The following is a 19,232-nucleotide window of genomic DNA, read 5'->3' as shown; positions in this document are numbered from 1 at the left end:
CGCTCCGGGGCATACCCGGGCGGCAGCCGCCGGGGCGTCAGGAGGCCGCCCGTACCAGGTTCATGTAGCGCGCCCAGTCCCAGTAAGGGCCCGGGTCCGTGTGGTCGGTCCCGGGCACCTCGACGTGTCCGATGATGTGCTTGCGGTCTCTCGGTATGCCGTACCGTGCGCAGACCGCGGCTGTGAGCTGCGCGGACTGTTCGTACATGGCGTCCGTGAACCACCGCGGCTGGTCCACCCAGCCCTCGTGCTCGATGCCGATGCTGCGGGTGTTGTAGCTCCAGTTGCCCGCGTGCCAGGCGACGTCGTCCTCGCGGACGAACTGGCCGATGTACCCGTCGGCGGAGCGCACGCAGTAGTGCGCGGAGACCTGGGCCTTGGGGTTCTGGAAGATCTTGACCGTGTCGGCGTACGTCTCCTGCGTGACATGGATGATCACCATGTCGATGGCGTACTGCGCCGGGCGGTTCGCCGCGGTGTAGTTGGCGGCAGCGGCGGGGGTCCAGTGGACGTCCGGATAGGCGGCGGCGCGGGAGCGGTGGGGGGCGGCCTGCGCCAGGCCGGTGCCGAGGGGGACGAGGGCGGCGGCCGCCGCAGCGGCGCCGGTCAGCAGGCGGCGGCGGGACGGCCGGGGGATGTCGTGCTGCATGCGATCTCCTGCCGGTGTTCATGGGGGGAGGGGGATGCTCGCGAACCTGCCACGGCCCGCGGACCGTGGCGTGAGAACGTGCACATGCGGTCCCTCGACGTCAGGAACCGCACGGCCTCTGCCATCGTTCTGCCCGGTCCGCTCATGCCTCGACCAAGAACACCGGAAATTCTTCCGGACGCTACTGCCGCCCCACTCAGCGCAGTTGCCCCACTCACCGCAGTCGCCCCCCGCTCCCACAGCCCCACCTCATCGCGGCGCAGCCCCGCCCCGTCTATGCGGGGCGGGGACCGGCCCCTGCGGCGAACCCCCTCCGCAGGGACCGGCGGGCCTCTCAGTGCCCGATCTCGACGTCCTCCAGGATGCCCAGCGCGTCCGGCACCAGCACGGCGGCCGAGAAGTAGGCGCTGACCAGGTACTTGATGATCGCCTGCTCATTGATGCCCATGAAGCGCACCGACAGGCCGGGCTGGTACTCGTCCGGGATGCCCGTCTGGTGCAGGCCCACCACGCCCTGGTTGTCCTCGCCGAGACGCATGGCGATGATCGAGCTGGTCTGGTCGGGGTTGATCGGGATCTTGTTGCAGGGCAGCAGCGGGATGCCGCGCCAAGCACGCACCTCCTGGCCGCCGAACTCCACGCCCGTCGGGTAGATGCTGCGGGCGTTCCACTCCCGGCCGATGGCCGCGATGGTGCGCGGGTGCGCCAGCAGGACCTGGGTCTTGCGGCGGCGCGAGATCAGCTCGTCCAGGTCGTCCGGGGTGGGCGGGCCCGAGCGGGTGTGGATGCGCTGCTTGAGATCGGCGTTGTGCAGCAGGCCGAACTCCTTGTTGTTGATCATCTCGTGCTCTTGCCGCTCGCGCAGCGCCTCGACCGTCAGCCGCAGCTGCTGGTCGAGCTGGTTCATCGGGTCGTTGTAGAGGTCGGCGACCCGGCTGTGGATCTTCAGTACGGTCTGCGCGACGCTCAGTTCGTACTCCCGCGGCGTCAGCTCGTAGTCCACGTACGTGCCCGGCAGTTGCGGCTCGCCGACGTGGCCGGACGCCACCTCGATGGCCGCCTCGCCGTGCTTGTTCTGCGCGGGGATCAGCGCGGCGCGGAACTGCTCGATGTGGCTGCGCAGCGCCTCGGAGCGGCCGGCCACCTCTTCGTAGGCGGAGCGGGGCAGCACCAGTGCGGTGCCCCGGGTGACGGCGCGGACGGTGTGCTCCCAGGTGCCCTCCCCGGAGAGCAGGGCCGTGGCACCCACGTGGTCGCCGTCGGCGAGCACGCCGAGCACGGTGTCGTCGCCGTACTTCCCCTGGCCCACGCGCTCCAGCTTGCCGTGCGCGATCAGCACCACCTGGTCCGTGGGCGTGTCGCGCTCGATGAGCACGTCACCGGGGGCGAAGTCGCGCTGCTCGAAGCGGCCGGCCAGCCCCTCCAGCGCCGCCTGGTCCGTCAGCCCGCGCAGCGGCGCCAGTTCGCGCAGCTCCACGGGGATGACGCGGACCTCGCTGCCGGTGCTGGTGAACTCCACCCGGCCGTCGCCGAGGGTGTGGGTGAGCCGGCGGTTCACCCGGTACGTGCCGCCGGAGACCTCCGTCCAGGGCAGGACGCGCAGCAGCCAGCGGGAGGAGATCCCCTGCATCTGCGGCACGGTCTTCGTGGTGGTTGCCAGATTCCGTGCCGCCGCCGTGGCGAGGCTCGACCGGGCCTGGTCGTTCGCGGAGTCGCCGAGGCCGGAGGTCGGGTCGAGCGAAGTGGTCATGGAGATGCTCACCTATTCCTGTGCCGGTGTGAAACGTGCGGCCGAAGGCCCGGCCCACAGGGTCGGGCGTCATTCGGCGGGGTCCCTTTGTGAGGTGCGTCACGCGGCGGCTTGAATTGCCGCGGTCGTGGCTTGAATTCGCGGTTCAGTGGCCGATCGCCACGTCGTCGAGAATTCCGAGTGCGTCCGGGACCAGGACGGCCGCGGAGTAGTAGGCGCTCACGAGGTAGTTCAGAACGGCCTTGTCGTCGACGCCCATGAATCGGACGGACAGGCTTGGCTGGTATTCATCGGGAATTCCGGTCTGGTGCAGCCCGACGACACCCTGGCGTTCCTCGCCGGTGCGCATCACGAGGATGGAGCTGGTGCCTTCCTTGCTGACCGGGATCTTGTTGCAGGGGAACAGCGGCACCCCGCGCCAGGACGGCAGCGAGTGGCCCATGAAGTCCACGGCCGCCGGGTACAGGCTGCGCCTGCTGAACTCCCGCCCGATGGCCGCGATGACCTTGGGGTGGGCCAGCAGGAAGGACGGCTCCTTCCAGACCCGCGCGAGGAGTTCGTCCAGGTCGTCGGGGGTGGGCGGACCGCTACGGGTGGGGATGCGCTGGCGCGGGTCGGCGTTGTGCAGCAGGCCGAACTCGCGGTTGTTGATCATCTCGTGCTCTTGCCGCTCGCGCAGCGCCTCGATGGTCAGCCGCAGCTGCTCCTCGACCTGGTTCATCGGGTCGTTGTACAGGTCGCCGACGCGGGTGTGGGTGCGCAGCACGGTCTGCGCGACGCTCAGTTCGTACTCCCGCGGCTTCAGCTCGTAGTCCACGAACGTGCTGCCGAGGACCGGCTCGCCGTGGTGTCCCGAGGCGATCTCTATGGCCGCCTCGCCGCTCTCGTTGTGCGGTGCCGGGGCGCCGGACCGCGCCGCCTCCAGATGCGCCCGCAGCGCTTCCGAGCGGCCCGTGATCTCGCCGAGCGCGCTCGCGGGGAGCGTCAGTACGGTGACCCGCGTCACGGCACGGTAGGTGAACTCCCAGGTCGTGTCCGGTGTGGTGAGCGGCTTGTCGCCGAGGTGGTCACCGCCGGCCAGCGCGCCGAGCGTGGTCTCGTCGCCGTACTTGCCCGTGCCGATCCGGTCCACCCTGCCGTGCGCGATCAGCACGACGCGGTCGGCCTGCGCGCCCGCCTCGGCGATCAGCTCGCCCGCCGCGTACTCCTGGCTCTCGAAGCGCTCGGCGAGCGCGGTGAGGACCTCCGTGTCGGTGAACTCCCGCAGCGCGGGCAGTTCGCGCAGCTCGTCGGGGATGACGCGCAGCTCGGCGCCGTCCGAGGCGAACTCGATGTGGCCGTCGCCGACGGTGTACGTCAGCCGGCGGTTCACCCGGTATGTGCCGCCGGACACCTGCACCCAGGGCAGCAGTCGCAGCAGCCACCGGGAGGTGACGTTCTGCATCTGCGGCTGCGTCTTGGTGGTCGTCGCAAGATTGCGCGCCGCGGTCGTGGCCAGACTGGTCAGGTTCGTATTTTGGCTTTCGCCTCCGGCGTCGGAGAGAGTTTCTTGCTGAACCGTCACAGCTGCCCCACCCATCTCTGGAAGAAGTTGAAATCGGCCTATCCGCCGAACAGAGAAGGTAGTCGCACTGATTTTATCTGCACAATCCCTCAAATGAGTGGCGTAGAAAGGGAATTGAGTGGATAGGCTCAGCGGAACAGCTATCTCTCGGGCGCAGCGGAACACGCCAACCGGAGGAATGCCGCGCGGGGCGCACGACGGCGCTTACGGGGCCCGCGGGAGTGCTCGCCCTGAAGGGCACCGCGGGGCCGAAGACGAGCCTCAAGCTCCGAAGAGGGGGCCCGCCTCCGTGAGGGTCTCCGTCAGCCGCTGCCACGCCGCCGCGTCCCGCTCCACCGCCTCGTAGCGCTCGCCCCGGTCCGTCCCCCAGCGCCGCGCCACCGCCGCCGGATCCTCGCCCAGCAGCAGCCCCGCCGCCTGCGCCGCGGCGCCCAGCGCCACCAGTTCCCCTTCCCGCGGCACGATGACGGCCCGCCCGGACAGCCGCCGTACGGTGTCCCGCCAGGCCCGCCCGCGCGCCCCGCCGCCGATCAGCAGCAGCGGCTCGTCCGCCGCGGTCTCCGGCCCCGCCACGAGGTCCAGCGCCCGCAGCAGCGCGAACACCGCGCCGTCATAGGCGGCCTGCAGCACCTGTCCGCCCGTGGTGTCGTGCCGCAGCCCGTGGAGCAGGCCCGTGGCATCGGGGAGGTTCGGCGTGCGTTCGCCGTCCAGGAACGGCAGCACCACCGCCGAGCCACCCGGCTCCACCGCCTCCCGGTCCCGGCCGAGCAGCGCCGCCATCCGGTCCACCGCGAGCGTGCAGTTCAGCGTGCAGGCCAGCGGCAGCCAGTCGCCGCGCGCGTCCGCGAAACCCGCGACCGTACCCGTCGGGTCGGCCGGGCGCCGGGTGGTCACCGCGTACACCGTCCCCGAGGTGCCGAGGCTGATGACCGGGCGCCCAGGGCGCAGGCCCAGCCCCAGCGCCGCCGCCATGTTGTCCCCCGTACCGGCCGCGACCAGCGCTCCATGGGGCAGCGGCAGCCCTTCGGGGCGCACGGTCCCGGCAGCCTCTCCGGGGCGCGCCACCCGCGGCAGCATCTCCGTAGACAGTCCCACGTGCCCGAGGACCTCCGCGTCGTAGGACTCGGTGGCCGAGGACCACCAGCCCGTCCCCGAGGCGTCGCCGCGGTCGGTGACGGCCTCGCCCGTCAGCCGCTCGGTCAGGTAGTCGTGCGGCAGTCGCACCGCTGCGGCCGCACGGGCCGCCGTCGGCTCCTGTGCCCGCAGCCACGCCCACTTGGCCACCGTGAACGAGGGCCCGGGCAGGCTGCCCGCCCGCGCGGCCCACGCCTCGGGGCCGCCCAGCTCCTCGATGAGGCGGCGGCTCTGCGGCGCCGGCCGCACGTCGTTCCACAGCAGCGCGGGGCGCACCGGACGCCCGGCCGCGTCCAGAGTGACCAGCCCGTGCTGCTGGCCCGCCACGGAGACCGCGGACGCCTGCCGGGCGGGGTCACCACAGGCCGCCAGTGCCCGCGTCAGCGCCTCCCACCACTCCTCGGGGTCGCTCTCCTTGCCGGTCCCGGCGGAGACGGTGTGCGGCGCCTGGCCGCGCGCCGCCACCTCTCCCGTCGCCGCGTCCACGACCAACACCTTCGTGGACTGCGTGGAACTGTCCACGCCGACCACGAGCGGCCCCGCTCCCCACGCGCCCATCACCACTCCTCACTCGCGTGCCCGGCACTCGGACAGACGGCGTGCTGACACCCCGTCATGCGAACAACTCCCGCACGAACATGACCTCGTCCGCCTGATGGTGCACCCCGCCGCCCTCGTGGCCGTTGAACCGCCACACCCGAAGGTCCTTCGGCCCCGCGTAGTGGTGGTACGCGGCGAAGCCGGTGGAGGCCGGCGTGATGGTGTCCGCCAGACCCGTACCGAAGAGGGCGGGGACCTCGGCACGGGCGGCGAAGTTCAGCCCGTCGAAGTGGTCCAGGGTGTCCAGAGCGGCATCGATGTGCAGCCGCTCCCCGGCGAAGTACGCGGCGAGTTCGGTGTACGGGCCGGCCTCGGCCACCTCGACGGCGCGCCGGATGTGCGTCATGAACGGCACCCGGATGAGCGCGGCCGCGAGTCCCGGCACCAGGCCCGCCACCGCCAGGGCCTGCGCGCCGCCCTGGCTGTTGCCCTCCACGACGATGCGCTCCGGGTCCACCCCGGCGTGCTCGCGGGCGGCCTCCACGGCCCGTACGGCGTCCGTGTAGAGCCTGCGGAAGTAGAACTCGTCGGGGTCCAGGACTCCGCGCGTCATCATTCCGCCGACGGACGGATTGGCGGAGCCGACCGGGTCAGGGGTGTCACCGGGCCGGTTGGGCCCGGTCTGGCCGCGCGGGTCCATCACCAGGGTGGCGTACCCGGCGGCCGGCCAGAGCAGCCAGTCGTGCGGCAGGCTGCGCCCGCCCCCGTAGCCGAGGTACCGCACGACGCACGGCAGCGGCCGCCCCGCGCCGCGCGGCAGCAGGAACCAGCCGCGGATACGGTGCCCGCCGAAGCCGGAGAACTCCACGTCGTAGGTGTCCAGCAGGTCCAGACCCACGTCGATGGGGGTGAAGCGGGCGTCAAGAGGGCAGGCGCGCGCCTCTTTGAGGGTGCGCTGCCAGAAGGCGTCAAAGCCGGCCGGCTCGGGCCGTTCGGGGCGGTAGGTGCGCAGGTCTTCGAGGGGCATGTCGACGAACACCGGCGGGCTCCTGAGGCTCGGGGAAAACCGATCACCGCTCACCATGCCCCGAGAGCGGGTGTTCGACCCCCGGGTGGCTGGCGCGCCTCTCCGCGCCACCCGCCCCTACACGCGCTCCGTACGGCTCACCGGTCCACGCGCTTGCCCTCCGGGCCCGTGTCGGCCACCTCGCCGACCTCCGCCGCCGCCGGGTCCAGTACGCGCGCCAGGAAGGTCCGCGTGCGTTCGTGCTGCGGGGCGCCCACCACCCGGTCCGGCGGGCCCTCCTCGACGATCACTCCGCCGTCCATGAAGACCACCCGGTCGGCGACCTCCCGGGCGAAGCTCATCTCGTGCGTGACGACCAGCATGGTCATGCCCTCGTCGGCCAGCGACCGCATGACGGCGAGCACGTCGCCCACCAGCTCCGGGTCCAGCGCCGAAGTGGGCTCGTCGAAGAGCATCAGCTCCGGGTCCATGGAGAGCGCGCGGGCGATCGCCACCCGCTGCTGCTGGCCCCCGGAGAGCTGCGCCGGGTAGGAGCGCTCCTTGTCGCTCAGCCCGACGCGCGCCAGGTTCGCCCGCGCGGTGCGCTCCGCAGCGGCCCTGTCCCGGCGCAGCACCCGCCGCTGGGCGATCGTCAGGTTCTCCAGCGCGGTCAGGTGCGGGAAGAGGTTGAAGGACTGGAAGACCATTCCGATCCGGCGCCGCACCCGGTCGATGTCCACGTCCGGACCGGTGACCTCGGTACCGGCCACCGTGACCGTCCCCGAGGTCGGCTCCTCCAGGAGGTTCACACAGCGCAGCAATGTCGACTTGCCCGAGCCGGACGGCCCGATGACGCACACCACCTCGCCGCGCCGCACCGTGAAGTCGATGCCCTTGAGCACTTCGAGGGCGCCGAAGGACTTGTGCAGCCCGGTGACCTCGATGGCGGTCGCCTCCCCGGCCGCCGGCGCCCCGCCCGTCGTCGCTCTGTCGGTCGTCATACCGGTCACCTGGCCTTCGCCGTTCGGGCCTCGAGCCGCCGGACGAGGTGCCCGAGCGGGAGGGTGATCACGAGGTAGAGCAGGCCCGCGACCAGGATCGGCGTCAGGCTCTTGTACTCGTTGAGCGCGTCCCGGCCGAAGTTGGCCAGCTCGTACTGGCCGAGCGAGAGCCCCAGCAGGTACACCAGCGAGGAGTCCTTGGTCAGCAGGATCAGCTCGTTGGTCAGCGGCGGCAGGACGATGCGGAACGCCTGCGGGATGACGATGGAGACCATCGCCCGGCCGTGCGACATGCCGAGCGAACGCGCCGCCTCCGTCTGCCCCTTGGGCACGGCCAGGATGCCCGCCCTGATGGTCTCCGCCATGTAGGCGGCGCCGACGAGCCCCAAGGAGAGCATCACGGTGACGTACTGGTCCAGCGCCACTTCGAAGGCGAGCGGCACACCGAAGCCCAGCGCGATGAAGACCAGGAGGGCGGGCACGCCGCGGAAGAACTCGATGTACGTGACGGCGATCCAGCGGTACGGGGGCACCGACGACAGTCGCATCAGTGCCAGGACCAGCCCCAGCACCAGCCCGAACCCGAAGCCGAGCAGCGTGTAGAGGACCGTGTTGACCAGCGCGGTGGTGAGGATGTCGGGGAACAGTTCGCGCGCGATGCCGACGTCGAAGAACGCCCGCCGCAGCTGCCCCCAGTCGGCGACCAGCGCGACGACGACCACGATGACGGCCAGCAGGGCGTACTGCGACCCACGGATCACCCGGGTCCGTTGCCGTTTGGACAGCGACATGCGTGCAGAGCTCCTCGGAGGTGGACGGCGCGGGTCAGCTCTGCGGCGTGGTGCCGAACCACTTCTTGTAGATCCTGTCGTAGCTGCCGTCGGCCTTGGCCTTCTTCAGCGAGGCGTTGATCCTCTTGCGCAGCGCGTCGTTGCCCTTGCCCATGCCGATGCCGTAGAGCTCACCCGTGTTGAACTCCGCGGTGACCTCGGTGTCGGGGTTGGACTTGACGTAGTCGAACAGCGCCCCGTTGTCGTTGATGCCGGCGTCCACCTTGCCGGTCTTCACGGCGGTCAGCAGCAGGCCGAGGTCCTCGTACTCCACGAGGTCGACGTCCGTGCCCGCGTGCTTCTTGGCGTAGATGCCGCCGGTGGTGGCCTTCTGGTAGCCGAGCTTGCGGCCCTTGAGGTCCTCGACCTTCTTGTAGGGCTTGCCCTTCTTCGTGATCAGGGCCTGGGTGGCGTTGAAGTACGGGTCGGAGAAGGCCATGACCCTCCTGCGCTCCGGCGTGATGGTCATGCCCGCCGCGGCCAGGTCGCACTTGCGAATATTGAAGTCCTGGCCGGTCTCGATGCCTTCGAAGGGCGTATTGACGATCTCCTGCTGGACCTTGAGGTCCTTGGCGATCAGGTCGACGAGGTCCACGTCGAATCCGACGATTTTGTCGCCCTTCTTCACCTGGAAGGGCGGGTACGGCAGGTGCGTGCAGGTCTTGAGCGTGCCCTTGGACACGAGCTGCAATCCGGAGCCCTGCTTCCCCTCGGACTTCGTGCTGGTGCAGCCGGCCGCCAGGGCGACGGCCGCGACGACGGCTATGACAGGCAGCGGCGAGCGAGCTGACACCGGTCCTCCAGGGGAAACGTTGAAGATCAACAGTGACCTGCCGACGGCGAGTTGGGCTGAATCCTGCCACCGGCCGTGTCCGCTGTCTCCGCCGTGGGGGTTGCGTCTGCATAACGACCTTGATCCGTCACGCGCACGAAACGGCCCCGCCACGTACGGGCGGGGCCGCAGCACATCAGAGGGGCGTCAGGGCGAGACGAGACCGGCGAGGGCGGAGACGGAGTCGGGGCCCACGCGGCAGCAGCCACCGATGAGGCGCGCGCCGCGCGCCGTCCACGCCGTCACGCGCTCCGGAGTGAACGTCGCCCGCCCGCGCCAGGCACGCGCCTGGGCATCCCACTCCTCACCGCTGTTCGGATAGACCACGACCGGCTTGCCGGTCACCCGCGCCGCCAGCTCCACCGCCGCGTCCGCGTCCTCCGGTACGCAGCAGTTGACCCCGACGGCCACGATCTCGTCCGCCTCGGCGGCGAGCGCGAACGCCTCCGCGAGCGGCTGCCCGGCCCTGGTCCGGCCGCCCTCGACGCTGTACGACAGCCACGCCGGCACTCCGAGGCCGCGCACCGCGCGCACCAGTGCCCGCCCCTCGTCGGCGTCCGGCACCGTCTCCAGTGCGAACACATCGGGTTCCGCGGCCGCCAGCACCTCCAGCCGCGGCCGGTGGAACCGCTCCAGCTCGTCGACGCTCAGGCCGTACCGGCCGCGGTACTCGGAGCCGTCCGCGAGCATCGCGCCGTACGGGCCGGCGGAGGCCGCGACGTACAGCGGCCCCGGCACGCCGTCTTTCATGGCGAGTCCGGCGGCCTCCCGGGCCAGCTCCACGCTGCGGCGCAGCAGTCCGGCCGCCTCCTCCGGGCCGATGCCGCGGTGTGCGAAGCCTTCGAAGGTGGCCTGGTAGCTGGACGTGATGGCGACCTGGGAGCCTGCTTCGTAGTAGGCGCGGTGCGCGGCGGTGATCGCGTCCGGCTGCTCGGCGAGCAGCCGGGCCGACCACAGCTCGTCACTGAGGTCGTGCCCGGCCGACTCCAGCTGGTTGGACAGCCCGCCGTCGAGGACGAGGGGGCCGCGGGCCAGGGCTTCCGCGAATGAGGGGGAGGAAGTGCTCATGCCATGAAGCCTGTCATTCCAGCGGACGAAAGGTGAAAGCGAACGCGGCGGGAGCGGCTTCGAGGCGGTACTTCGGGAGCACGCCAGGGCCGCACGACCCGCTGCCGATCCCGTGCTGTGCGTGATCCAGGTTCAGCCACACCCGGTCACCGGCCACCAGGTCCGGCGTGTGCCGGGCGGCGTCCAGCTCCTCGGAGGTCCAGCGCCGCGCGGTGAAGAAGTAGTGCGGCTCTCCTTCGATACGCAGCCCCGTCCCGTCCGGACGCGTCAGCTCCGCCCACCGCACACCGATCCGCGCGCCGTTCTCCTGCGGCCGTACGTACGGGGTCTGTAGCGCGTCGACAGGCAGCGACCAGCGGCCCACGCGGGCCGCTGCGGACGTGTCCGGATATGCCTCGCCCGGACCGCCGCCGAACCACCGAACGGCGCCCAGATCGCCGTCCAGGCCCATCCGTACCCCCAGCCGCGGCAGCGGCGCCGGCCAGTCGCCCTGGGGCGTCACCGCCACCTCCAGCCGCAGCGCCGCTCCGTCCGAGGTCCAGCGGTGCACCACGGCGAAGCCCAGACTCGTGGCGGCCGGCGCCACCCTGGTACGGACGACCAGCGCGTCCCCCTCCGCCGTCACGGCGTCCGTGCGGTGCCGCATCCGGTGCAGGCCGATCCGTCGCCACTCGGGCCCGCAGCGCTGCCCCGGCTGCCAGGGCGCGCCCTCGTCGTTGTCCGTGGGCGCCCGCCAGACGTCCAGCCGCGGGCCGGTCACGGGGGAGCCGCCGAGCCGGCTCAGGACCCCGGTCGTGGCATCGAAGACACCCGGACCGAGAGTGAGGGTCCGGTCCGTGCCCCGCCGCGGGGCCGCGCTCGGCGTCCACGGCCGCGGCACCGGAAGCGGTGCGGCCGGCAACTGCCCCCACGCGATCTCGTGCCCGGCCTCGGCCCATACTGCGTCCTCGGCCAGCACCGCCCGTACGGTCCACAGCGCCTCGCCGTCCCGAGGGGCGTCCTCGGGCGGCGCGGGGAGCTTCACTTCGGCGCTCTCGCCGGGCAGCAGCGGCGGCACCGCGAGCGTCCCCTCCGCGACCGGCAGACCCTCGACCTCGTAACTCCAGGGGAAGGCGAGCGCGGACAGGTCGGCGAAGTCCTGCAGATTGGTGACACGCACCGCCCCGGGTGCGCCGTCCGGGCCGACCGCTTCGAAGCGGACCGGCTCGATGACCTTCTTGTACTCGATCAGCCCGGGGGAGGGCACGCGCTCCGGGAAGAGCAGCCCGTCGCACACGAAGTTGCCGTCGTGCACCTCCTCGCCGAAGTCTCCGCCGTACGCGTGGTACCGGACGCCGTCCGCGGTGTACTGCCGCAGCCCGTGGTCGATCCACTCCCACACGAAGCCGCCCTGGCAGCGCTCGTAGGTCTCGAACAGCCGCTGGTACTCGCTCAGCCCGCCGGGACCGTTCCCCATGGCGTGCGCGTACTCGCACAGCACGAAGGGGAGGCCGCGGCGCCGGGCATCCAGAGTGCCGTCCGGGAGCGGCTCCTCCGTACGCCGCCCGATCCGCTCGACCTCGGCGTGGTCCGCGTACATCCGGGAGTAGACATCGGTGTCGGCGCAGCCGGGGTCGCCCTCGTAGTGCAGCGGCCGGGAGGGGTCGCGTTCCCGCATCCACGCGGCCATCGTGGACAGCCCGCGCCCGGTGCCGCACTCGTTGCCGAGGGACCACATGATGACGGACGGGTGGTTCTTGTCGCGCTCGACCATCCGGCGGGCCCGGTCCAGCAGCGCCGGCGTCCAGCGCTCGTCGTCGACGGGATTGGCCCGCCAGCCCTGCTGGGCGAAGCCGTGCGTCTCCAGATCGCACTCGTCGACCACCCACAGCCCCAGCTCGTCGCAGAGGGCCAGGAAGGCCGGGTCGGGCGGATAGTGGCTGGTGCGCACGGCGTTGATGTTGTGCTGCTTCATCAGCAGCAGATCGCGCCGCATGACGTCCGCTCCCACCGCGCGCCCGTGCGCCGGGTCGAACTCGTGCCGGTTCACGCCGCGCAGCAGAATCGGCCGCCCGTTGACCTTCAGCAGCCCGTCCTCGACGACGACCGTGCGGAACCCGATGCGCAGCGGTACCCGCTCCCCGGAGGTGGCCAGCTCCGCGTCGTACAGTCGGGGCGTCTCCGCCGTCCACGGCTCGACCGGCACCGTCGCGCTCTCCCCGGTCGCCAGCTCCAGGCCCAGCTCCGGTACGGTCACCCGCCCCGCGGGATCGCTGTCCACGCGCAGCGTGCCCTGCCCGGTGCGGTGGTCGTACTCGGCGTGCACGAAGGCGTCCCGCACGGCGCCCTCGGGGCGGTGCCGCAGCTCCACCTCGCGGAAGACGCCCGGCAGCCACCACTGGTCCTGGTCCTCCAGATAGCTGCCGGACGACCACTGGTGGACGCGGACCGCCAGGACGTTGCGCCCCGGCCGCAGCAAGGAGCCCGCCTCGAACTCGTGCGGCAGCCTGCTGCCCTTGAAGTGACCCAGCTCGCTGCCGTTCAGCCACACCCTGGCACAGGACTCGACGCCCCCGAAGTGGAGCGCGGCGGAGCCCGCCGGCCAGTCGGCCGGGAGGTCGAACGCGTACCGGTGGTCGCCGGTGGGATTCTCGTCCGGCACCCGGGGCGGGTCCACGGGGAACGGATATCCGGTGTTGGTGTACGCCGGTGCGCCGTGTCCCTGGAGGACCCAGTGGCCCGGCACCCGCAGCTCCTCCCATGCCGAGTCGTCGTACTCGGGGCGGGCGAAGCTCGCGTCCTCGGAGGCCGCGGTCGGCGACAGCCGGAACCGCCAGGTTCCGCCGAGCGGCAGCCGGGCGGCGTCCGACCCGGGCAGCCAGGCGCCGGGCGGCAGACAGCCGCTGCCCGGCGTCACGTCTTCGTAGTACGGCACGTCTTCTTCGGAAAGCGGTACGTGTTCCTCGTACGTCACCATCCCGTCAGCGAAGCACGCACGCTTCCCGATTGCGACCACATCCGGCTGTTCACCGGGTGTCCCCCCGTCGTTCAGAGGAGGCCGTGCCGGGGCGGCCGGGTGCCGTTCAGGACGTACCGCCCGATGTGCTGCACCTTCCAGCGCACGGGGTCGTGCAGCGTGTGGGTGCGCGCGTCGCGCCAGTGCCGGTTCAGGTTCAGGCCGTTCAGCGCCGCGCGAGTGCCGGCCACCTCGAAGAGCGCGCTGCCGGCCTCCACCGCCGCCCGCGCCGCCTGCACCTTGGCGGCGGCCACCGCGATGGACGCCCCGGCCGCGCTGTCGTCGGTGAGGTCGGCCGCCGCCGCGTCGACGCCACGAGCCGCCTCGGCCAGCAGCGCGCCCGCGGCCCGCACCCCCAGGGCCAGCTCGCCGAACTGCTGGATCAGTAGCGGGTCCTCGGCAGCGGTCTCCAGCCCGCTTTCGAACCATGGCCGGCTCTTGGCCCGGACGAATTCCGCCGCTTCGGTGAGCGCGCCCTCGGCGATCCCGGTGTCGATGGCCGCGTGCAGCAGCTGGGCGAGCGCGCCGTGCAGCTGCGGGCCCCGGAAGGTGAGGTGGTGCGGCACCACACGGTCGCGCGGGACCAGCACGGATTCCAGCCGCACCGTGCCGCTGGCGGTGGTGCGCTGGCCCATGCCGTCCCAGTCGTCCACGACCGTCACACCGGGCGCGTGGCGCGGTACGTAGGCGACGTGCAGCTCCTCGTCGTCGCCGCGGGCCAGCACCGGGATCCAGTCGGCGAACAGGGCGCCCGTGGAGTAGTGCTTGGTGCCCTCCAGGACGTACGAGCCGTCCGGCTGGGGTACGAGCCGGGTACGGATGTCCTGGACGTGCTTGGTGCCCGCCTCCGACTGGGCGTTGCCCAGCCGCCGCCCGGCCAGCACCTCCTCGAAGAAGAACTTCTGCTGCTCCGCAGTCCCCTGGCGGCGCAGCACCGCCACGTACACGAAGTGGCTCTGCGGAATCTGCGCCAGACTCGCATCGGCGCTCGCCAGCAGCCGGAAGACCCCGGCGAGCGTTTCGGCCGTCACGTCCGCGCCACCGTGCGAGCGCGGCACTGTAATGCCGAGCAGGCCGCTGTCGGAGAGCCGGTCCAGTTCGAGGCGCGGCAGCCGGCGCTCGGCGTCCCGGTACGCCGCGCCGGTACGGAACTCCGCCGCCAGTTCGGCCGCGACGGCCAGCGCCTCCGCGTCGTCGGCGATCACATGGGCGACGGGGCCGGTCACGCCGCGACTCGCAGGGGCGCGCGGTCCAGCGCCGCCGCGAACTGGCCGAGCACACCGTCCAGCGCCTCGCGCGTCCCCGGTGCCACGTGGACGCCGCCGCCCTCCTGGACGGTGATGTCGCGGTCCAGGACGAACCAGCCCTGCACGATGTGCGAGGCGCCCATCGAGGACAGCACGGGCCGCAGCGCGTAGTCGATCGCGAGGACGTGCGCCGTGGACCCGCCGGTGGCCAGCGGCAGCACGGTCTTGCCGGCCAGCGCGTACTGCGGCAACAGGTCGAGCAGGGACTTCAGCAGGCCGGAGTAGGCCGCCTTGTAGACGGGCGTGCCGATGACGATGCCGTCGGCCTGTTCGACGAGCCGGGTGGCCCGGACGATCGCCGGGTGCCCGAAGTCCGCGCCCAGCAGGGCCTCCGCAGGCAGCGTCCGGACATCCAGCGGAATCACTTCGTGTCCTTGTTCAACAAGGGCGGTGTCCAGGTGGCGCAGCAGTCGCGCCGTACGGGAGGTGGGGGAGGGGCTTCCGGAGAGGGACAGCACGGTGGCCATGGAGGTTCACCTCGGGGTGTGTGGTGGTGCGAACGCGTATGAGAAGAGCGGCGGGCCCGCCCGGTCCGGGCCCGCCGCGGTGTGCCTACGAGTACCGGGTGGCGGGAGGCTTACGAGTACCAGGTGGGCTCCGGCAGCTCGCCCGTGAGCACGAAGCGGCCGACCTCGCGGCGCTTGTAGGCGACGGGGTCGTGCAGGGTGTGCGTACGGATGTTGCGCCAGAAGCGGTCCAGGCCCTCGGAGGTCGCCGTGGACCGTGCGCCGGTCACCTCGAAGATCCGGTTCGCCACTTCCAGGGCCACGTCCGTGGCCCGCGCCTTCACGGCCGCCACCCGCACCTCGTGCTCACCGCGGTCCCGCTCGGTCACCGCATCGGGGTCGGAGTGCAGCGCCCAGCCCTCCTCGGCCACCTGGTCGGCCAGCGCCTCGGCGGCCCACAGCTTCGCCGTCAGGTCCCCGTACGTGTCGATCACGTAGGGCTCGTCGACGGCCCGCTCGTGGCCGCCGTGCAGCCACGAGCGGGCCTTGGTACGGGTGTAGGTCCCCGCCGTCTCCAGAGCGCCGGCCGCGATCCCCAGGTAGAAGTGCGCGAACACCAACTGGATGGTGGGCACGTTGAGGGTGTTGTAGACACGTCGCTGGAACGACTTGTCGACGTAGCCCGCCGCCGCGCTCCACGGGACGCGCACCCCGTCGATCGTCACACTGCCGCTCTCCGTGAGCCGCTGCCCGATGTTGTCCCAGTCGTCGTGGAAGGTCAGGCCCGCGCTGTCGGACGGCACGATGGCGAAGACGTGGTCGCCCTCGGGGTTGTCGGGCCCCACGCTGCCCTCCAGGACGCCCTCCAGCACGGTGACGTCGGAGACCCTGCTTCCGGTGGAGAAGGACTTCCGCCCGGTGAACGTCAAGGTGTCACCCTCGTCCCGTACGACGACGTCGTTGTCGCGCGGGTTGACGGCGCCCCCGAAGAACCAGCGGTTGCGGGCGGCCTCGGCCTCCACGTGTTCCCACTGCTCCCGCGTGCCGACCAGTCGGGCCGCCCAGTTCCACAGGTAGTGGTAGCCGAGAAGCTGGCCGATCGACCCGTCGGCCTTGGCGACCTCGCGGACCACCCGGTATGCGGTCGGCCAGTCCTGGCCGCCCCCGCCGTGCTCGACCGGGCCCAGCAGGGTGACCAGTCCCGAATCCTTGAGCAGTTGGACCTCGTCGTACGGGGTGGCGCCGGCCCGGTCCCGGGCGGCGGCGTCCGTCGCGAGGACGGCGGCGACCTCGGCGGCGCGGTCGACCCAGGCACCGGAGGTGGCGGGCGCGGGGCGGTGCTGCCAGTCGGTGTGTGCGGCGGTGCTCATACCAGTACTCCTTCGGAGAGGTTCTCGTCCTGGGCTTCCAGTTCGCGTACGAGCGGCAGCACCCGCTCGCCGAAGTACTCGACCTCTTCCAGGTAGTGCAGGAAGCCGAGCAGGAAGAGGTCGACGCCGAGCTTCTTGTAGGCCACGATGCGCTCGGCGATCTGTTCCGGTGTGCCGATCAGCCCCGTACGGAACCCGTCGTTGTACTGGACGAGGTCCTCGAACGAGGAGTCCTGCCACATGCCCTTGCCGTCGGCGGTGGAGCTGCCCGCTTGCCGGACCGCGTCACTGAAGCCGTGGACCGCCTGTGTGTCCGCCTTGGCGACGATCTCGCGCAGGACCTCCCGGGCCTCCTTCTCGGTGTCCCGGGCGATCAGGAAGCCGTTGAGGCCGAATTTCGGGGCCGTACGGCCGGCGGCCGCGGCGGCCGCCCGGACGTCGGTGAGCTGCTCGGTGACCCCGTCGAAGTCCTTGCCGTTGCTGAAGTACCAGTCGGAGACCCGGCCGGCCATCGCGCGGGCCGCGGTCGAGTTGCCGCCCTGGAAGATCTCCGGGTGCGGGCGCTCCTCGGTGTTCAGCGGCTTAGGCTTCAGCGAGAAGTCCCGGATCCGGTAGAAGTCGCCGGCCAGTTCGGCGTGGTCCTCGGTCCACACCGCCCGAAGGGCGCGGATGAACTCCTCGGCGCGCCGGTAGCGTTCGTCGTGCTCCAGCCACGGTTCGCCGAGCGCGGTGAACTCCTGCTTGAACCAGCCGCTGACCACGTTGACGGCGAACCGGCCTCCGGAGAGGTGGTCGGCGGTGGCCCCGAACTTGGCGAGCACGCCCGGGTGCCACAGCCCCGGGTGGACGGCGGCGATGACCTTCAGGCGCTCGGTGGCGAGCAGCAGCGCCAGGCTGAACGAGGTCGACTCGTGCTGGTTCTCGGCGCCGTAACTGGCCATGTAGCGGACCTGGCTCAGCGCGTACTCGAAGCCGTTGTCCTCGGCGAGCCGGGCGAGTTTGCGGTTGTAGTCGTAGCCCCAGTCGGTGCGCTGTTCGATGGTGCTGGTGACCAGGCCACCGCTGACATTGGGCACCCAGTAGGCGAACCGCGCCGGGCCGCCGGCGGGTTGTGGAACATGAGCGGATGCGGACATGCAAGAACTCCGGATCGCTGAAAAAGGGCAGGGGGAATCGAGGTTTCGGGGTGGAGAAAAAGCCCGTCAAGGCGGGCGGAATCACCGGTGGCGGAAACGCACGGAAAACTCGTGAAAATGAGACCGCGGCGTGCGCGAACAAGCATGAATCGTGGGGCAAGCGCGGCGCGCGTACGCGGAATTACCGGACCGGTGAGTGTCCGTGAAACGAGAAGGCGGCGCTCAGGCCGACGGACGACACAGGGCGCTGGAGACCCGGACGAGGTCGACGTGGCGCCGCTCCGTCAGGCGCTGCGGCAGACTCGATCGCGGCTTCATCAACACGTCACCTCCCTGCAACATTTCTTCCGGAACAGGCCGTGAACGGCCTCCGGGTGGGCCTTCCGGGCAATTCCCAGCGGCACTGCCGGTGAGTTTAGCGTCAAGACGCCGCATCGGTCGATTCGGCATCCTTGAGGTGGTGACAGGTTCCCCCTTGAAGTGGCGCTCCGTCAATATGCAACGGAAGATCGGCACCGGCAGTCGAGCATGCGAGAATCGCTCGCAACCCACCAAAAAAGGAAAGCCGGCTGGTGCGGTGGGCGGCAGAACGCCGGAAGGCGCGGGTCTCCGTTATCGGACGAGGAGGTCCGGGCCCAGCGGAGGACGTTCACGCCACTGATCGACCATGGGGGCCAGCATCGGGCCCAGTTCCGGCATCGAGGGCACGACCGCCAGCGCCCCCACCACCTGCAGCAGCCGCGCCCGCTCCATGACGTCCAGCAGCGCGCGGTCCAGAGAGTGGCCGCTCACGCGCTCGTACTCCGCTGCCGCCCGCGGCCCCACCATGGCCAGGTCCCACTCCACGGGGCCACTGGTGACGTCCTCGAAGTCGCTGAAGAGATGCCCCTCGGCGGTCCGCAGGAGGTTGTACGACGGCCCGTCCCCGTGCAGCGGCTGTATGCGGGCCCCGGGAAAGCGGCCGGGCAGGTCGGCCGCGAGCGCTTCGAGGACCGCGTACTCCTGCTCCGCCCGGTCCAGGTCGGCGGTCGTCAGCCCCTGCGGCTCCTTCCGCAGCGCGGCCAGCAGCGGCTCGACCGTGGGCACCACGGGGGACAGAACGGGCAGCTCGCCCGGATAGCGGGCCAGGAAGCCGTGCAACTGCGCCGTCCAGCCCGTCTGCTCGACGAAGCGGTCCTCCAGCGCCTCCGGACCGGCCGCGACGGCCTCGCGCAGCGGGTCCTTTTCGTCGACGAACTCCCAGAAGGTCAGCGATCGGCCCTCGCATGCGACGGGTTCCCGCGGCACCAGGGGGCTGGGCCGTACGACCGGCGCCCCCGTGTCGGCCAGCCAGCCCGCCACATCCAGTTCGCGCCGCTGCTTGATGGTCTGCTCCTCGGCGGACACCAGGGCGAGCGACGGTACGCGGACGACCACCGGGTCCGGCGCGAGGTGCACCAGTACGTTGAACACGTCGTGCAGGACCCGTGGTGCGTCCGCTCGCAGGCCCAGCCGCCGCGCCGCTCGGACCGCGATGCGGACGGCGCGCTCGGCACGTTCGCTGAGGGGAGTGCCGGAGGAGTCCGGGCTCGGATTCGCCATGGTCCGATCGTGACGACCGGTGT

The 19,232-nt window shown here is 71.3% G+C and carries 16 protein-coding genes; all 16 read right to left on the bottom strand.

The window, feature by feature from the left end; translation table 11 throughout:
* Positions 1-37: 37 nt before the first annotated feature.
* Positions 38-649 carry an N-acetylmuramoyl-L-alanine amidase gene (locus IG84_RS0110295; RefSeq protein ID WP_031054146.1) on the bottom strand — a complete coding sequence of 204 codons (612 nt, stop codon included), beginning with the start codon at positions 647-649 and terminating at the stop codon, positions 38-40.
* Between the two features lie 334 nt (positions 650-983).
* The gene (locus tag IG84_RS0110290; protein ID WP_031054144.1) at positions 984-2,399 is read right to left on the bottom strand and encodes a family 2B encapsulin nanocompartment shell protein; all 1,416 of its coding nucleotides are present in this window, start codon (positions 2,397-2,399) and stop codon (positions 984-986) included.
* 145 nt (positions 2,400-2,544) lie between these two features.
* Positions 2,545-3,963: a family 2B encapsulin nanocompartment shell protein gene (locus IG84_RS0110285; RefSeq protein WP_051861583.1), complete on the bottom strand. Its 1,419-nt coding sequence runs from the start codon at positions 3,961-3,963 to the stop codon at positions 2,545-2,547.
* Positions 3,964-4,224: 261 nt separating this feature from the next.
* Positions 4,225-5,655, bottom strand: a complete 1,431-nt coding sequence (gene xylB / locus IG84_RS0110280; protein WP_031054141.1) for a xylulokinase — start codon at positions 5,653-5,655, stop codon at positions 4,225-4,227.
* Between the two features lie 55 nt (positions 5,656-5,710).
* Positions 5,711-6,676: an acetylxylan esterase gene (locus IG84_RS0110275; RefSeq protein WP_031054140.1), complete on the bottom strand. Its 966-nt coding sequence runs from the start codon at positions 6,674-6,676 to the stop codon at positions 5,711-5,713.
* A gap of 125 nt (positions 6,677-6,801) precedes the next feature.
* Positions 6,802-7,644 carry an amino acid ABC transporter ATP-binding protein gene (locus IG84_RS0110270; protein WP_031054138.1) on the bottom strand — a complete coding sequence of 281 codons (843 nt, stop codon included), beginning with the start codon at positions 7,642-7,644 and terminating at the stop codon, positions 6,802-6,804.
* Positions 7,645-7,649: 5 nt separating this feature from the next.
* Positions 7,650-8,435, bottom strand: coding sequence for an amino acid ABC transporter permease (locus IG84_RS0110265; RefSeq protein WP_031054137.1), 786 nt, complete (start codon positions 8,433-8,435; stop codon positions 7,650-7,652).
* A 34-nt stretch (positions 8,436-8,469) separates the two neighbouring features.
* Positions 8,470-9,267: an ABC transporter substrate-binding protein gene (locus IG84_RS0110260; RefSeq protein WP_031054135.1), complete on the bottom strand. Its 798-nt coding sequence runs from the start codon at positions 9,265-9,267 to the stop codon at positions 8,470-8,472.
* A gap of 186 nt (positions 9,268-9,453) precedes the next feature.
* Positions 9,454-10,374 (bottom strand): homocysteine S-methyltransferase, encoded by a 921-nt coding sequence (gene mmuM, locus IG84_RS0110255; protein ID WP_031054134.1) that lies wholly within the window; start codon positions 10,372-10,374, stop codon positions 9,454-9,456.
* A gap of 13 nt (positions 10,375-10,387) precedes the next feature.
* Positions 10,388-13,330: a glycoside hydrolase family 2 TIM barrel-domain containing protein gene (locus IG84_RS0110250; protein WP_051861582.1), complete on the bottom strand. Its 2,943-nt coding sequence runs from the start codon at positions 13,328-13,330 to the stop codon at positions 10,388-10,390.
* Positions 13,331-13,401: 71 nt separating this feature from the next.
* The gene (locus tag IG84_RS0110245) at positions 13,402-14,595 is read right to left on the bottom strand and encodes an SfnB family sulfur acquisition oxidoreductase (protein ID WP_031054130.1); all 1,194 of its coding nucleotides are present in this window, start codon (positions 14,593-14,595) and stop codon (positions 13,402-13,404) included.
* Entirely contained in the window at positions 14,592-15,143 is a 552-nt protein-coding gene (gene ssuE, locus IG84_RS0110240) for an NADPH-dependent FMN reductase (RefSeq protein WP_031054129.1), read from the bottom strand. The genes IG84_RS0110245 and ssuE overlap by 4 nt, the downstream gene beginning before the upstream one ends.
* A 110-nt stretch (positions 15,144-15,253) precedes the next feature.
* Entirely contained in the window at positions 15,254-16,492 is a 1,239-nt protein-coding gene (locus tag IG84_RS0110235; protein ID WP_031054127.1) for an acyl-CoA dehydrogenase family protein, read from the bottom strand.
* Entirely contained in the window at positions 16,489-17,628 is a 1,140-nt protein-coding gene (gene sfnG, locus IG84_RS0110230) for a dimethylsulfone monooxygenase SfnG (protein ID WP_031054124.1), read from the bottom strand. Before sfnG ends, IG84_RS0110235 begins: the two co-directional genes overlap by 4 nt.
* Positions 17,629-17,850: 222 nt before the next feature.
* Positions 17,851-17,946, bottom strand: coding sequence for a putative leader peptide (locus IG84_RS42905; protein ID WP_382467494.1), 96 nt, complete (start codon positions 17,944-17,946; stop codon positions 17,851-17,853).
* 294 nt (positions 17,947-18,240) lie between these two features.
* Entirely contained in the window at positions 18,241-19,209 is a 969-nt protein-coding gene (locus IG84_RS0110225; protein WP_031054122.1) for an aminoglycoside phosphotransferase family protein, read from the bottom strand.
* Positions 19,210-19,232: the final 23 nt, after the last annotated feature.

The sequence above is a fragment of the Streptomyces ochraceiscleroticus genome (genome assembly GCF_000720485.1).
GTDB lineage: Bacteria > Actinomycetota > Actinomycetes > Streptomycetales > Streptomycetaceae > Streptomyces > Streptomyces ochraceiscleroticus.
Note: the sequence above shows the minus strand (reverse complement) of the source record. Positions and strands in the feature narration are given on the sequence as shown.